This is a genomic window from Pelovirga terrestris (assembly GCF_014773365.1).
In the GTDB taxonomy this organism is placed as follows: Bacteria; Desulfobacterota; Desulfuromonadia; order Desulfuromonadales; family Geopsychrobacteraceae; genus Pelovirga; species Pelovirga terrestris.
This window is the reverse complement of the sequence record NZ_JACWUN010000005.1, coordinates 32909-48578: the sequence shown is the minus strand read 5'-3', so window position 1 is coordinate 48578 and position 15670 is coordinate 32909. Positions and strand designations below refer to the sequence as shown.

At 53.6% G+C, this 15670-nt stretch carries 16 protein-coding genes; 4 read left to right on the top strand and 12 right to left on the bottom strand.

What is annotated here, in order from left to right:
- Window positions 1-4 precede the first annotated feature (4 nt).
- The 4 genes from ICT70_RS05585 to ICT70_RS05570 all read left to right on the top strand — a co-directional run bounded on the left by ICT70_RS05585 (window position 5) and on the right by ICT70_RS05570 (window position 5454).
- A complete protein-coding gene (locus ICT70_RS05585; protein ID WP_191154415.1) occupies window positions 5-850 on the top strand; it encodes a cell division protein FtsQ/DivIB in 846 nt (281 codons plus the stop codon).
- A gap of 15 nt (window positions 851-865) precedes the next feature.
- Window positions 866-2095, top strand: a complete 1230-nt coding sequence (ftsA, locus tag ICT70_RS05580; RefSeq protein ID WP_191154414.1) for a cell division protein FtsA — start codon at window positions 866-868, stop codon at window positions 2093-2095.
- Between the two features lie 140 nt (window positions 2096-2235).
- Complete coding sequence (gene ftsZ, locus ICT70_RS05575) at window positions 2236-3417, top strand: cell division protein FtsZ (protein ID WP_191154610.1); 1182 nt, start codon at window positions 2236-2238, stop codon at window positions 3415-3417.
- A 315-nt stretch (window positions 3418-3732) separates the two neighbouring features.
- Window positions 3733-5454, top strand: coding sequence for a radical SAM protein (locus ICT70_RS05570; protein WP_191154413.1), 1722 nt, complete (start codon window positions 3733-3735; stop codon window positions 5452-5454).
- A gap of 47 nt (window positions 5455-5501) precedes the next feature.
- Here the strand turns inward: ICT70_RS05570 and ICT70_RS05565 are convergent, their stop codons facing one another.
- From ICT70_RS05565 to ICT70_RS05510, 12 genes are all read right to left on the bottom strand, one after another.
- Window positions 5502-5906, bottom strand: a complete 405-nt coding sequence (locus ICT70_RS05565) for a hypothetical protein (protein WP_191154412.1) — start codon at window positions 5904-5906, stop codon at window positions 5502-5504.
- 54 nt (window positions 5907-5960) lie between these two features.
- Window positions 5961-6401 carry an MOSC domain-containing protein gene (locus ICT70_RS05560; RefSeq protein WP_191154411.1) on the bottom strand — a complete coding sequence of 147 codons (441 nt, stop codon included), beginning with the start codon at window positions 6399-6401 and terminating at the stop codon, window positions 5961-5963.
- Between the two features lie 3 nt (window positions 6402-6404).
- Window positions 6405-7412, bottom strand: a complete 1008-nt coding sequence (moaA, locus tag ICT70_RS05555; protein ID WP_224746851.1) for a GTP 3',8-cyclase MoaA — start codon at window positions 7410-7412, stop codon at window positions 6405-6407.
- Window positions 7366-7575, bottom strand: coding sequence for a twin-arginine translocase TatA/TatE family subunit (locus ICT70_RS05550; protein ID WP_191154410.1), 210 nt, complete (start codon window positions 7573-7575; stop codon window positions 7366-7368). The genes moaA and ICT70_RS05550 overlap by 47 nt, the downstream gene beginning before the upstream one ends.
- A 14-nt stretch (window positions 7576-7589) precedes the next feature.
- Window positions 7590-8810 (bottom strand): molybdopterin-binding protein, encoded by a 1221-nt coding sequence (locus ICT70_RS05545; RefSeq protein ID WP_191154409.1) that lies wholly within the window; start codon window positions 8808-8810, stop codon window positions 7590-7592.
- Between the two features lie 95 nt (window positions 8811-8905).
- A complete protein-coding gene (locus ICT70_RS05540) occupies window positions 8906-9244 on the bottom strand; it encodes a LysR family transcriptional regulator (RefSeq protein ID WP_191154408.1) in 339 nt (112 codons plus the stop codon).
- Window positions 9241-9747 carry a molybdopterin-guanine dinucleotide biosynthesis protein B gene (gene mobB / locus ICT70_RS05535; protein ID WP_191154407.1) on the bottom strand — a complete coding sequence of 169 codons (507 nt, stop codon included), beginning with the start codon at window positions 9745-9747 and terminating at the stop codon, window positions 9241-9243. The genes ICT70_RS05540 and mobB overlap by 4 nt, the downstream gene beginning before the upstream one ends.
- Entirely contained in the window at window positions 9744-10352 is a 609-nt protein-coding gene (mobA, locus tag ICT70_RS05530) for a molybdenum cofactor guanylyltransferase (RefSeq protein ID WP_191154406.1), read from the bottom strand. Before mobA ends, mobB begins: the two co-directional genes overlap by 4 nt.
- A 23-nt stretch (window positions 10353-10375) precedes the next feature.
- Entirely contained in the window at window positions 10376-11314 is a 939-nt protein-coding gene (locus ICT70_RS05525) for a 4Fe-4S binding protein (RefSeq protein WP_191154605.1), read from the bottom strand.
- A gap of 9 nt (window positions 11315-11323) precedes the next feature.
- The gene (locus ICT70_RS05520; protein ID WP_191154405.1) at window positions 11324-11956 is read right to left on the bottom strand and encodes a molecular chaperone TorD family protein; all 633 of its coding nucleotides are present in this window, start codon (window positions 11954-11956) and stop codon (window positions 11324-11326) included.
- A gap of 93 nt (window positions 11957-12049) precedes the next feature.
- Window positions 12050-12838 (bottom strand): 4Fe-4S dicluster domain-containing protein, encoded by a 789-nt coding sequence (locus ICT70_RS05515; RefSeq protein WP_191154404.1) that lies wholly within the window; start codon window positions 12836-12838, stop codon window positions 12050-12052.
- A gap of 38 nt (window positions 12839-12876) precedes the next feature.
- A complete protein-coding gene (locus ICT70_RS05510) occupies window positions 12877-15423 on the bottom strand; it encodes a molybdopterin-dependent oxidoreductase (RefSeq protein WP_191154403.1) in 2547 nt (848 codons plus the stop codon).
- Window positions 15424-15670 lie beyond the last annotated feature (247 nt).

Here is a 15670-nt window from a genome sequence, read left to right as displayed (position 1 = left end):
AACCATGCGTGATATGAAACGGCAAAACGTCAGCAAGAAGGTGCGTAGCAACCGTCGAAAAAGGCAGAGAAAGCCGCTTGATCTGCGTTGCCTGTTGCACCGCTGCCTGCGGGTTGGGGTTGGGGTCTTCAGTATTACCCTGGTTGTTGCCGGTAGTTTCTTTCTGGTGCAATTGCTCCTCGCATCGGACCAGTTTCGTATTGATACGATCCGGGTGGAAGGAAACCAGCGTCTGGCCCAGGAGACTGTCGTGGCCCTTTCTGATGTGCAGCCGGGAATGTCAACCTTCAGCCTCGATCTTGATTTGATTGGACGCAAAATTGCTGAAAATCCTTGGGTTAAGGAGGCGAGAATCCAGCGAATTTTTCCACGCCAGATCAGTATTCGCGTGGTAGAGCGTGAACCCCTTGCGATTGTCAATCTGGGGTACCTCTACTATCTGGATATGAACGGGACAATTTTCAAGCTTCTCGATGGCAGTGACAGCCTGGATTATCCCGTGATTACCGGTTTCAATGCCGGCCAGTTGGAGTTGGGGCAACACAAAGACCGAGCTCAGCTATTGAACGTTGTAGGACTGATTGAAGAACTACAGGCGCGTTCGCAGTTTGGATTGGATAAGGTCTCGGAGATCCATAAGGAGACCGGCGGAGGGTTGTCCGTATATACCCTGGATAGTGGCGTGAGGATCCGGCTGGGGAACGACAAATATCATGAAAAGCTCGACCGTCTGGAACGCATCTATGCGCTGCTGAAACCAAAAATGAAGATGCTCGATTATATCGATTTAAACGTTGATGAGAAGGTAATCGTACGAATTGAATGGTCGAATAATACGACCAAAAGCTGATACCAAGGGGGTGTCATGAGTAAAACAAAAGATAATTTGATCGTCGGTCTGGATATTGGAACCACGAAAATCTGCTGTATTGTCGGTCATATGGCAGAGGATGGGCTGGAAGTGGTCGGGATTGGCACCAGTCCGTCACGCGGAATGCGCAAAGGGGTGGTGATCAATATTGAATCCACTGTAGCCGCTATTCGTAAGGCCATTCGCGAGGCCGAGTTGATGGCCGGCTGTGAAATCAAGTCGGTATTTACCGGCATTGCGGGTGGCCATATTCGCGGCATGAATTCGCAGGGGGTGATCGCCATTAAAAATCGCGAGGTGACCAGCGAGGATCTGCAGCGGGTCATTGATGCCGCCAAGGCGATTGCCATCCCGATGGATCGGGAAGTGCTGCACATCCTGCCGCAGGAATTCATTATTGATGATCAGGATGGCATACGTGAGCCGCTGGGGATGAGTGGTGTGCGCCTGGAAGCCAAGGTGCACATTGTCACGGGTGCGGTTGCCAGCGCCCAGAATATTATCAAAAGTTGTAATCGTGCCGGCGTTGATGTCGCCGATATCGTTTTGGAACAACTTGCCAGCAGTGAGGCGGTGCTTTCAGCGGATGAAAAAGAGTTGGGGGTTGCGCTGGTGGATATTGGCGGCGGCACCGCGGATATTGCGATCTACTCCGACGGCGCGATCAAGCATACTTCGGTCCTGTCGATTGGTGGGGATCACCTGACCAACGACATCGCCGTTGGACTGCGTACTCCGATGGCGGAGGCGGAAAAAATCAAACAGGCGTACGGTTGCTGCCTCACCTCCATGGTCGGCAAGGATGAAACCATCGAGGTGCCATCGGTGGGCGGTCGTGAGCCAAGAATCCTGTCGCGTCAATTGCTCGCTGAAATTCTGGAGCCACGGGTAGAAGAAATGTTTTCTCTGATCAACCGGGAGATTATCAAAAGTGGTTATGACGAGTTGATCGCTTCCGGGGTCGTTATTACTGGTGGCACCGCCATTTTGCCGGGGATGCCGGAGTTGGCGGAGCAGATTTTTAATTTGCCGGTGCGCAGGGGCACGCCGGTCGACATCGGCGGGCTGGTGGATGTCGTCAATTCACCGATATACGCCTCAGGTGTCGGACTGGTGAAGTACGGCAGCATGAACAGTCAGGCGCAGAAGTTCAAGGTCGGAGAAGACAATATGTTTGAGCGGGTCTCAAAGCGGATGAAAGAGATGTTCAATGACTTTTTTTGATAAATAATTATATAATAATTACTTGTAAAAGAGCTTATCTTTTGGTAACTTATGCTTAGTTAAATAACCAGCTTCTGTGATCGCGGAGTGAGCAGGAGCGTAACGACAGGGAGGCAGTTATGCCGATACAAGAGGGAGTCATGTTTCAATTTGAGGAAAATCTGGATCAGACAGCCAAAATCAAGGTAATTGGTGTCGGTGGTGGGGGCGGTAACGCAATCAACACCATGATCCGCAATCATGTCGAAGGGGTTGACTTTCTGGTTGCCAATACCGATGCCCAGGCTCTGCGGCGCAGTGAAGCCCCAATGAAAATTCAGCTCGGCGGCAGTCTGACCAAGGGGCTTGGTGCCGGAGCCAACCCGGAAATTGGCCGTCAGGCAGCTGAAGAAGATGTCAAGCGTCTGGTCGAACTCTTTACTGGCGCAGATATGATTTTTATTGCCGCCGGCATGGGTGGTGGTACCGGCACCGGCGCCGCTCCCATTATTGCCAAGGCAGCAAAAGAAGTAGGAGCGTTGACTGTTGGCGTGGTGACTAAACCCTTTACCCGTGAAGGAAAACAGCGCATGGCCAGAGCGGATGCCGGTATTGCGGCATTGCGCGAGGTGGTTGATTCACTGGTTGTGGTTCCGAACGATCGCCTGTTGGGTTTGGCCGGTAAAAATATGAGCATACTTGATGCCTTCAAGCCGGCTGATGATGTGTTGCGCCAGGCAGTGCAGGGTATCTCGGATCTGATTATCACCGAGGGGATGATCAACGTCGACTTTGCCGACGTGCGTACCGTCATGAGTAACCGCGGCATGGCGATGATGGGGATTGGCACTGCCGAAGGGGAGCGCCGCGCTGCGGAAGCTGCCTACAGTGCGATCAGCAGCCCGCTGTTGGAAGAGGTCGATATTTCCGGGGCGATGGGTGTGCTGGTCAACATTTCCGGTTCCTCCAGTATGACGATGGAAGAATTTGAGGAGGCATCGACCATCATCCATGAAAAGGTTCATGAAGATGCCAATATTATTGTCGGACTGGTTATTGATGAAAGCCTGGGCGAGAAAATCAAGATTACTGCTATCGCAACCGGTTTTGGTGAGCAGTTTGGCGCAAAGGACAAGGGTACTGAGAGTACGGAAGTGCAGCGCGCACCCTATGTGCCACCGGCAGTTCGAACCAAGCGTGATCTTGACGTACCGACCCACATCCGCAATCAACAGAATGAGCTTTATGGCCGTCGTCGTGAAGTGCCGAGCCAGAATCGCGATCTGTTCGTTGATGATGAACAGTTCGATATCCCGACTTTTTTGCGGCGTCGGGTTGATTGAGCCTTATCTTAGCTATTTTATGGCACCCAGTTCACCTTCTTCTGATGGTGGTGAGTGATGATGATAGATGTATGCGCAGGCATTGTTGGTAAATAACAGCTGCGTCCAAGAATCACTCATGAATATTGAGGTTGTCGCTTGTCGGCAACGTGCACCTGCAGCAGTTATTGATGTGATGCATGCCGGTTCTCCGCCCGGCGGATGTACAGCGTTTCTGTACCTTGTAATTGTATCCCGACGACTCCCTCGTCCAGGGCCATCTTGAATGGCCCTTTTTTTCTTTGTGCTGATCATTTCTCGTGTATAACTGCAGTTATGGCGAATAACATCCTTACCTCCAATCAACAGCGCCGTAGCAAGGAATCCGGAGCCTGCTATCATTCCTGGAATGAAGGCCGGTATCGTATTGCCCTGATTTACCCCAATGGTTATCAGCAGGGGATGGCTAATCTCGGCTTTCAGACGGTCTACCATCTGATCAATCAGCGGGATGATTGTCTGTGCGAGCGATTTTTTCTACCGGAAGAATCAACCGCACATCATGTAACGCCTCTGCTTTCCCTTGAGTCTGATCGTCCTTTACGGGATTTCGATCTGATTGCCTTGTCCATCTCCTTTGAAAATGACTATCTGCACCTGCCGGCTATTTTTTCTGCCGGTAATATCCCACTCCTGGCTGAGCATCGCCGGCTTGAAGATCCGCTGGTTTTAATCGGTGGTGTTTGTGCTTTTATCAATCCGGAACCTGTGGCTGAGGTTGCCGACTTGATGGCTGTCGGTGAAGCCGAACCGATATTGCCGGCACTGTTGACCGGCCTGTTGCAGTCACCATCCCTGCCACGTCACCGGCTGTTGCTTGAACTGGCACAGCTGCCGGGGGTCTATGTCCCGCGCTTTTATCAGCCGTCCTATGCCGCCGAAGGTGTTTCCTATCAATGTGATGGGGCGTTACCCAAAAGGATCCAGCGTCAATATCTCCATGATCTTGACAGCTCCGCTAGTCGTACCTTCATTCAGGCCGATGCCGCGGAATTTGGTCATATGGCGCTGGTTGAGGTCTCACGCGGCTGCTCACGTGGCTGTCGTTTCTGTGCTGCAGGGTTCGTCTATCTGCCGCCGCGCGAGCGCAGTCTGGATAATCTGCTTGAGCAGGCTGATCTGGGGTTGTGTCAGCGTAACCGGATTGGTCTGGTTGCCGCTGCGGTTGCTGACTATTCGCAGGTTGTACCGCTCCAGCAAGGGATTATCGCGCGTGGCGGTGAAATTTCCATTTCCAGCTTACGGCTGGACGCGATCGATGCACAGACCGTTGCCTTGCTTACTCAAGCCGGCCACAACAGCGTCGCTATTGCCCCGGAAGCCGGCAGTCAGCGGATGCGCGATGTTATCAATAAGGGGTTGAGTGAAGATCAGATTCTTTCAGCCGTACAGGTCCTGGCAGATGGTGGGATCCGCCACCTGAAACTGTATTTTCTGATTGGTTTGCCGTTTGAAGAGATGGCTGATGTCGAAGCGATCGTTGAGCTGGTACAAAAGATCGCGGCCATGCGCCAGGTCAGTGGCAAGGTCCGGGGTCATCTTGGCAATCTGACTGTCAGCGTTAATCCTTTTATTCCCAAACCCTTTACCCCTTTTCAGTGGGCCGGCATGGAAGGGGAAAAGTCGCTGAAGAAAAAGGGGCGATTGCTTCAGTCAGCATGCAGCCGGATTCCTAATACCCGTTTCATGATGGAATCGGTGCGTCTGGCGATTCTCCAGGCTTTTCTGTCCCGGGGTGATCGCCGCATTGCCGCGATGTTGCCGGAACTGGCCAGGGGCGGGAGTTTAAGACAGATCTGCGCAGCGGCCAATTGGCCCTTGGTTGCTGAGCTGACGCGTGAGCGTGGAGAAGGTGAAGCCTTTGCCTGGGAGATTATTGATGCCGGGGTGCGGCGCGAATACCTGTGGAACGAATACCAGCGTGCTGCCGAGCAGCGTTTAACTCCTCCCTGCACGCCCGGATGCTGTCGGTGTGGCGTCTGTAGCAGATGTAGCTGAAATTTTTTTTGTCGTTACTGTTCGGGAAAGGACTAGTCACAATTTTTTTACGGAGCGACCCCGCGCTTCTGCAACTCGAGCCGTACCTGGTTGCGGTGGGCGCGCAGATCGGCAGCTGTCTCGGGTTGGCCGATCGGGGTGCTGACACCAACACCAGCGCCGACCGAGCTGCTACCGCCATAACTGCCCAGACCGAAACCGAGACTGACGGACGGTGATGAACGGCGTTGTTCGGACAGGGTGATCTGATCTTCGACCTCATAATAGTGTAACAGCAGGGCATCATTATCGAGCTGCAGGTAGTCAGTGGCCATCAGTTCCTGGGTTCTGGTTGCGTGGCCTGCACAACCGGCCAAGGCCACCAGCAGGAACAATAAAGGTAGAATCAGACAAGGCGTTATCAGGCTACATGCCGAACGATAACCTGTTGCATGGGCTGTTGGGGGCAGCATCCTGGTCTCCTTGGACAGGGTTGGGGCACGTTGCAGTATATTGCCCTGATTTTGTCAGAAACCGCTTAAAACCTCAAGCTGGGCTCCCGGCGTGACCTCTCCGCCACTTAATACCCTGGCAAAAATTCCTTCCTTGGGCATAACGCAATCCCCGGCCTGATGGTAAATGGCGCAGCGGGTATGGCATTCCTTGCCGATCTGGGTTACCTCCAGCAGCACCTCGCCGATCTGCAGCCGGCTTCCGATGGGCAGGGCAGGCAGATCGATCCCAAGGGTGGTGAGATTCTCAGCAAAGTCCCCATTGTCGACATCGAGTCCCATGGCCCGCATTTTATCGATACTTTCTTTCGCCAGCAAACTGATCTGGCGATGCCAGTCACCGGCATGGGCATCATCAACGATGCCATGATTTTCCCGCAAGGTAACCTTCGCAACGGGGGTTTTGCGCTCACCTTTAGCGGCGCTGATGCAAACCGCAACAATCTTACCCATCATGAACTATCCTCCTATGCTGGCCATGGAAAACGGGGTGGTCGAATCGGGATCGGAGCCCAGACAATGGTGTTCCGGTTTGCCGCAGATGACCATTTTCAAAGCGTCGATCAACTTGCTCTGCTGACGGACGCCCAGCAGGGGTCGCAGATCGACAGCGTCATTTGACATCAGACAGCTTTTTGCCTGACCCATGGACGTCACCCGGATTCGATTGCAGGAACCGCAAAAATGTTCGCTCATGGGGGTGATAATCCCAAGGGTGCCGGCAGCTCCGGCAATCCGATAAGGGCGTGCCGGACCACAGAAACGATCCGCTGTGAGGGGATTCAGTTGATAATGCTGGTTCAGCAACGCCAGGATATCCGCGCCGCTGATAATCCGGTGCTGCCATTGTTGTTCACGGATCGTCGGCATATATTCGATAAAGCGAACTGACCAGGGTTTGTCGATTGACAGTGCGGCAAAATCGAGCAGCTCATGGTCGTTGACGCCGCGCATGGCGACCAGGTTGAGCTTGATTTTCATGCCGACCTGTTCGGCCTTGCCGATGCCGGCCAAAACCCGACCAAGATCGCCGCCACGGGTAATGTCGCTGAAGGTGTCAGGCTTCAGCGAGTCGAGACTGATATTGAGGCGTTTGACGCCGGCAGCGTATAATTCCTCGGCGTAGTCTGCCAGCAGGATGCCATTGGTCGTCAGGGCGATTTCCTCGATTCCCTCAAGGGCCGCCAGCTGCTCCAAAAAGCCGATAACCCCTTTGCGTACCAGCGGTTCCCCACCGGTGATACGGACCTTGCGAATGCCCAGGGTGGTGGCAGCGGCGACAATCCGGAGCATTTCGTCATAACGCAGGATGTTGTCGTGGTGCTGTGATGTGATCCCGGTCGCCGGCATACAATAAAGGCAACGCAAGTTGCAGCGGTCGGTAATCGACAGCCGCAGATAATTGATGGTGCGGCCGAAGCTATCCTGCATGGCGTTCTGATTCTGATTCAGTTTTTTTCTTTTCATCGAGGTTGGCAACATCGAGATCCTCGATTTCTGTCACTCCTTTTTTGAAGTTGCGAATGCCTTTACCCAGGGCGCTTCCTACCTGGGGAAGTTTACCGGCCCCAAAAATAACCATGACCAGTACCAGAATAATCAGCAGTTCCTGTGTGCCCAGACCAAACATACGTGCTCCTTTAATTAATTGTGAGAAGGGTTCTGCCCAAAAGGCAGGTGTAACATGATGACATCGATGCTGTCTCCCGCGGCCAGTGCGGGGGAGTCAATCGGGAGAGGAAACAAGGCCTGAGCACCGACCGCGCTCCGGTTCTGCCCTGACCCCTGGCGCTGGGATGGATCAAATTGCAATACGCCATTAACAATGATCAGATTGCCCCAGAGAAAATGTAACCGTTTTCCTCCGGCTTTGAGCGGTGTGGCCAATGTGACCCTGAGGGTCGGTGCAAAAGGGTGGGAGTGCCCGGCAAGCATCCGCAAAGCAGGACGGGCGTACAGTTGGTAGGTCGCAGCAGATGCCGCTGGATTGCCGGGCAAACCAAACACCGGCTGCCCGTCAATCGTGCCGAACAGGGTTGGTTTCCCCGGTTTGGTCGCCACCTGCCAGAAGAGTTTTTTAAACCCGATTTTCATCAGGGTTGGCTGCACCAGATCACGATCCCCCACAGAAACACCGCCGGTGGTGATCAGCATGTCAGCATCCAGCCCTTTGCGCAGAAAGGCTTCAAGTTCGCCCGGTTGATCCCTGGCGATACCAAGTAGGATCGGGATGAATCCATCCTGACGCAAACAGGCAGCGAGCAAGTGGGCATTGGAGTTGATGATTTTTCCGCTGTCAGGCGTCTCCCCCAGTTCGACCAGCTCATCTCCGGTGGAAAGAATTGCCACCCGCGGGGCCGGGTAAACGCAGACTTCAGTAATCCCAGCTGAGGCCAGCATGCCGATCGCTGCCGGGTCGAGGTGCTGCCCCCGGCAAAGAATTTTTTCACCGGCCTTGAGTTCTTCACCACGGACGCGAACATTGGCACCGTGCTCAAGTCGCTTGCGCAGGCGGATGCGGTTGTCACTGAGGGATTCAATGTCTTCAATCGGCACGACCGTATCAACCCCTTTAGGCAGGGGTGCCCCGGTCATGATCCGTACCGCTTCGCCGCGCTTAACGGTTGCCGAAAAAGTGTCGCCGGCCGGTATAAAACCGATCGTGGTCAGAAACCCATCAGCGAGCCCGGCGTGGTCAAAAGCGTAACCGTCCATGGCGGAATTGTCGGCGGGAGGGAGCTCCAACAGCGAAAAAACATCCTCCGCTAACACCCTGTCAACGCCTTCAGCAAGGGGAACGCGCACCGCAGCTAATGGCTTGATGGTTTGAAAAATACAATCGATGGCTTGCTGGTAATCTATCACCGTTGTTCTCCTTGTTGAACGCTGCTCCAGACGATCGGGAGTATCAGTCTGTACAGGTTTATCTTCTTTAAGAAATTCAAACTGTTGCGACGCCATCAGGAATTAAAAACCTGGTCAAACTTGTCGTCAATCATCTGATGCAGTCCCTCCTGAACTTCATCAAAGTTTTTGAGCAGTTCCCGGGCTTGTGGGGTAATGACAGAACGACCACCGCCACTCCCCCCCCTTTCACGCTCAACCAGGGGGATGCCGTGTTTTTCCATCTCCTGCAGCTGGCTCCAGGCCTTGCGGTAGGAGATGCCGAGTTGCTGGGAAGCGGCATTGATCGAGCCGGTAGCGGCAATGGCGCGGAGCAGGCGCAAGCGACCGCCACCGAGAAACGGCTGGCCGTTTACTTCCAGCCAGATCTTGCTGCGGATGCGCAGGTCATTCACGACAGAAACCTCTTATCGATCAGGTCACACAGACCGGCGGCATCATTGATATCAAACACCGGCACATCGAGCTTAAGGGGTTCATCGGATGCCACGGCAAACAGGGTCGGATCATGTCGTTCACCGCGACACAGCAGGGTGGCGCTGCGCTCACGTCGATGAACTTCGATTTTCGGCATGCTGCTGCGTTTGAATCCTTCGGTCAGAACAATATCGACATCCCGGCAGTAGGTGGCGACGGTCTCATCAAGGACCGGCTCACTGTCGCCATTCTGCCTGACCATGGCAATCTTGGCCGGTGAGGTGATCAGCATGGTGTCAGCCCCGGCCTGGGTCAGACGCCAGGAATCCTTTCCTTCATGATCAATACTGAAACTGTGGGCGTCATGTTTGATCGCGCCTACCCGAAATCCACGCCTTTTCATCTCGCTAATCAGTTTTTCCAGCAGGGTGGTTTTGCCGGTACCACTTTTGGCAACAATCGACACAATGGGCGGCGTCATGATGCCTCCTGGTTGAGTTGTTCAAGATCGACCGGTGAATTCAGATTGACCAGGGCCGTTTGCCAGCCGGTCGGCAGTTCATCGCTCTCCACAAAGCGGGTGCGGATGTGATCATAAAATTCGTAGATCCGATAATTGCCCGCACGCAGCATTTGTTCCATCACCGGCAGGCAGTTTTTGTGATAGAGGGCAAACACCGGCTCAAAACCTGCCGGCGTACGAGGTACTACGGCCTCGTAGCTGTGGCGATAGGGGAGCAGGTGACGGATCAGGTTCGGATCGGGTGCAGCCAGGTCACAAGGGGTGACAAAGATCCAGGGCGTTTGTGCGGCCCGCAGACCACCATGAATGCCGCCCAGGGCGCTGCCGGGAAACTCGTCAGCAAAGTATGGCACGGCCGCGGAGGCGAGGTCGGGACGCTCGCCGGCAATCAATATCTGTGCAAAAACCCCATCAAAGGCATCATGCGCGCGTTCAAACAAGGTGCGCCCATCAACCGTCAAGGTCGCTTTGTCGCGCCCCATGCGCCGGCTGCGGCCACCGGCAAGAATGACGCCGGTGATATCGTTATGGTCAGTAAATTGTTGGTTGTGCGAAATCTGCATAACGCTTGTCCAAAAAAACACCCCTAAGGAGTGGTGACAGTGATTGCCGACTGACGACAAAATTCTACACAAAGATTGCAGGCAATACAACGGTCTTTATTGACTTGCGGCTGGTTGCCACAAATATCCGGGGACGCCAGTGCGCCGGTCGGACAAATGCCGACGCAGGCGGTGCAGCCCCGGCAATCGGCGACAAAAGTCAGCTCTCGCAGGATCTTCGAGTCGATCATTTCCCGGATGGCGGAAGAGGCCTTGCCGAGTTGCAGCAGGAGTTGACGGGTCTTGGGAATGTTTTTTTTGCCGTAGCTGCCTGACGTTGTGTCGAGATGCAGACGGGTGACCAGTGACATACCAGTCTGGCGTGAACGCCGATTGAGAAAGTTAAAAAACTCCCGGCGTGAACAACTTTTTTCGCGGTAATCGAGCTGTGGTGCTGACTCTATCACCTTAACTGCGCCGGGCAACCCCTGTGCCAGTTCAGCAACCTGTTGCGCTGATTGATGCAGTTCGGGCAACATGCGACAGTTTTCGCAGGTGGCACAGGCAGACGCATTGAGGCGCAGTTCCTTGCCCAGCGCCAGTTGCAGTACCAGCAACAGCTGCGGATCGGCGAGCAATCCCAGGCAGGGTACGCGCGCATGACCTTGAGTCTGCGGTTCAAATGAACAGGCCAGCAAAGGAGTGTCAACTTCGTCAAGGCGCTGGAGCAGATCGCCTACGGTTAGCTGATTACTGGTCAGAGCATCTGTGGGGCAATCGGCAGCACAGAGCATACAACCGGTGCACTTTTCCTTATCCCAGTCAAGTCCGGTTTCCGTCCAGGTTAAGGCACCCGTTGCGCAGGTCGTAAAGCAGTTGCGACAGCTGGAAGAAGACAGACGATGGCGTAAACAGCGGCCACGCTCGATGAGCAGTGCGTCCTGGGGTAGGAGGAGCTTAAAGGCAGTGCTTTGCAGCATCATGTCAGCAACCTAAGCCGTTGCTTTCTGAGCGTTGATAAAGCGCTGGGTCAGATCGGCAAGGTGGCGGTAATAATCGCATTGCGTGTTGTTGCTCAGTCTACCACAGAATTCATCAATCCAGCGACCCAGATGGTCAGCAATAAATTGTTGGCGGTGCTGATTCCAATGCTGTTGATCGTCAGTGCGTTCTTCAGTTTGCGCCAGGGCTGCGTTGAAGCAGAGCAGATAGAGAAATTCCAGTTCGATAGCAATGTGATCTGGTACCTCTTTGAGCTCGGGGCTGACTGCAAAGTCAGCGTCTTGATAACGGGCAATGACGTCCATCGTGGAATCACCCATCAAAACTTTTGGCCCATCCAGATAAACCGAACCGTAAGGGTGTGCCAGCAGTACGTCGGGGCCGACAAAGAGCTTGGCATAATCGATCAGCAGATCTTGTTGCGGCGCATCCCGCAAGCTTGTTGCCATGGCATCGGCTAAGCTGGCCGAGTCGGGATGACATAACTCAAGGGCTTCACGCAATTGGGCAAATAGTCCTTCTTCGAGCAGCATGTTTTTGTCCGGCTCATAATAACAGGCAGAGAGCAGTCGAAATGCGTCAGCCGTAGCAGCGATTTTATCCACGAGGGCAGTAGCGGTCACAAATGTCTCCCAAAATAGAAGTGGTAAAATTAACTGGGAAAAAATGCCGCAGGCGAAGGGATTCGTCTGCGGCACATTTAATCGAAAAGCTTACTATTTACGCATTGAATAATTGCGGACATAGTAAACATTGGGGCTAACACCCTTTTCATTGGCAGCCAAAAACTCACCCTTGTTGTTTTTCAGGCGCCGTCCACCGTACTGCTTGAGCAGCTTAGCGGCATCGCTGTTAGGGTCATCAAGGTCTCCGGCAACGCGGGCACTGGATGGACAGACATCGGTACAGTAGGGCTTCATCCCGTTTTCAATGCGATGGTCGCAGAGGATACATTTTTCCACCACGCCAGCAGTTCTGATATTTTTATAGTCAGGATGGCCGTAATTCGTGGCATGCGGTGGTGTGAACCCTGCTTTTTTTGCGATTTCCGCACCGGAAGTGGTGCAGCCCTTGATGATTTCGGTCTTATCTTGATAAGCCGCGTGGATGGTTTTACCGAAATCATTGAAGCTGATAACGCTGTAATCGTTGGTGCCTTCTTCGATGTCGCCCTGGCTGTAGGGGCAGGCAAACTGGCAGGCACGACAGCCAATGCAGCGCTCTTCGTTGTGCAGAGTAACGCCATTCTCTGACTTGAACATCGCCTTGGGTGTAACGGGACAGGCGCTAACGCAGGGTGCATCGGTGCAGTGGTTACAGAGAACCGGCAACATTTCGAACTTGACGTTGGGGAATTTGCCGGATACGACAGACTTGTAATCCGCCCAGTTATGAGTCTGACCGTCGGCACGGTCGTCCGTATTGTTTTCGGTTTTGCACCCGAGGCCACAGGCGCCGCAGCCGGTGCACTTGTGCAGGTCAATAACCATTCCGTATCTTGCCATCTATTTATCTCCTATTTAAGTATAAGGGTATCGTCAGATCAGGCTTTTTCAATCTTAAGGCCAGTGTGACCGCCGTTACGGGCGGTAGAACCGCTCAAACGATCGTAGTCATCGGGCATGATCTCATTGAAGTTCGCTCCGCGAGGAATGGCCTTGGCAAAATCCTTGGCAGCGACGCGACCCATGGCGTGGTGACCCTGACCATAGCACTTGGCGACGACGCCGGGGCGGACACCCTCCCACAGGCGGGCTTTGACCTTCAGGCTGCCCACTATTGAGGTTACCTTGACCATATCACCATCCTTGATGCCAAGTCTGGCGGCGTCAGTCGGGTTGAGCTGGATGACATCCTGCTCATTGACATCTCCCGGATCGCACTGCTTGAAGCTATGATACCAGGTGTTGTTGGCACTGCGACCTTCACGGTTGAAGCGCGACTTCATGTCGATCAGGTCGAATGGATAGTCACTCCTGCTACCGTTGCGCTTGGGCGACTCATAATGGGGGACAAAAGCCAACTCGCCGCGAGCTTCATAGTTGGTGACTTCCATGACCTTGTCGATGCTGACCTTGTGTTTTTCAGCGTGAGCGGTCAGACCCTTCTTCAGGGTTTCGCTATAGAATTCAAACTTCTTGGTCTCAGTTTTGAAACCATCTGCCCATTTCTTGCGGAAGATGAATTTAGGCGAGTTGACCACGCCCTTGGCGCGGAAATCTTCCCAGCCGTTGGGGCGGTCACCCTTGTAGTCCTTGTTCTCGGCCGGATCCCAGGCTTTTTGACTGCGGATCTTGGTGGCATAGATGGCAAACTCCATGCTATTTGTCGGTTCCTTGCCTGTTTCCGGATCCTTATAGGATTTCACCCACTGGAGCATGTTGGGGAAGCCCTTGTCGTTGAGTTTCTCCGCCAGCAGCCAGGTGACTTCTGTTTCGATGCCTTTGACATCAAACATCCGATCGATGACCGGTTGCTGGATGGAGATGTGACCGTGAAGGTTGGCTTTGCTGCGTACTACGGTCCAGTCTTCAGAATGGTGCAGAGCGGAGGGGAGTACGATGTCAGCAAAATAGGTCATCTCAGAGAACATCGGGACGCAGTGAATAAAGAAGGGAACCTTGGTCATCGCCTTGTCCCAACGAGCGCCCTCGGTGCCGGAGAAGTTGACATTCTGGAAATAGGACAGGGCGACCTTGATATCGTAGGGGTCTTCGGCCAGGATGGCGTTGGCAACGTTATTGAGAACAACACCGGAGCCGGGTTTGTGGCTGGCCATAGCCGGGAAGGTCAGGGTGCCACGTTGATCGATTTTCTTGTTTTTCGCACCTGCGGCAGCAACGGGATCCTGAAAATCGTTGTACTTCGGATAGCTGCTGGAGGGAGCGCCCATGCCGGTGCAGAGTCCCCCTTCGCTATCGGTAGCACCAACCAGGCCGTTGAGGGCGTGCATGGTCATTGCGGCATAGGTGCCGCGGGGCTGCATATTCGGGCCAAACCAGACGGCGCACTGGGGAGCAGCCTGAGCAAATTCTTTGGCGATGCGCTCAATCTGTGCCTGATCCACGCCAGCTTCTTTGGCGGCCCATGCCGGATCCGAATCTTTCAGCGCCAGATTCCACCACTTGACCAGACCGTGGGTCAATTTCTCATCGAAGTCGTCTTCACTGATGGTTGCACCCTTGACAAAGCGGTTTTTGCCGTCCTTGAAGTCACCGACGAACTCCTTGCTCCACATACCATTGACCAGAATATAATGCGCCAGGGCGGAGGCGACAGCGCCATCCGTTGAAGGTTTGACCGGCATCCATTCATGCGCTTTGGCGGCGGTGTTATTCATGCGCGGGTCAATAACAGCAACCTTGCCGTTTTCCATGACCTTGTTTATCTTACGGATGGCGTTGGGGATCTGACGGTTGGAAGACATGGGGTCACAGGCCCAGACAATCAGATACTTCATGTTGTCGAGATCGTAATCAGCATACCCCCAGTAGCCTTCCAGCATCCGCCCCATTTTTTCAACTTCAGCGCAGATGGAGCTGTGGGAGATATTGTTCGGGGAGCCGATCATCTTGGGCAGGTCACCGTAGAAAATGGAGTTGTGATCGGAATAGCGACCGCGCATCAGTAAAAACTTGTTGGTTTCGTTGTTTTTGCGCAGTTCCATGATCTTGTCGGCAAATGTATCCATTGCCTCATCCCATGAAATGGGAACGAACTTGGGATCGATGCCGCGCCCTTTTTGCGGATTGGTGCGCTTCATCGGGGTTTTGATACGGTCCGGATCATAGATCTGCTGCAAAATAAGATGACCGCGCGGGCAGACATAGCCACTGTTGGCTTTGGAAAGCTGGTTACCGCGGACCTTTACGGCTCGGCCGTTCTGAACAAAGATCTCAATGGGACACCAGGTGGTGCAGCCCTGACAGGTGTTAGCAATCCATTTGCCGGCATCCTCGCCCCTGGGCTTTGTCGTTGCGGCTGTATTGGACATAGCATTGGTGGCAGGTTTTACGGCGGTGCAACCGGCCAGTAAAGCACCTCCGGTGGCAGCGGAAGCTTGGATGAAGCTTCGACGTGTCAATCTCATTCGTATCCTCCTTGACAGTTGTTAAATAACGGGGCTGAACAGCATGCTAACAGGTGCAATAACAGGTGTTCTCCGCAATGTGGTTGAGCAAGGTTCGTGCCGACTTAAATGATGCACCTCAGGGCCATAAACCCATGATTAAAAACATGAAAGACAGAATGGCTGAATTCGTTATTTTGTAACCCAAGCGTTACGATCGACAATTGATTTAGTAGAATAATTAACAAAAACAGCTGGATGGGAATTA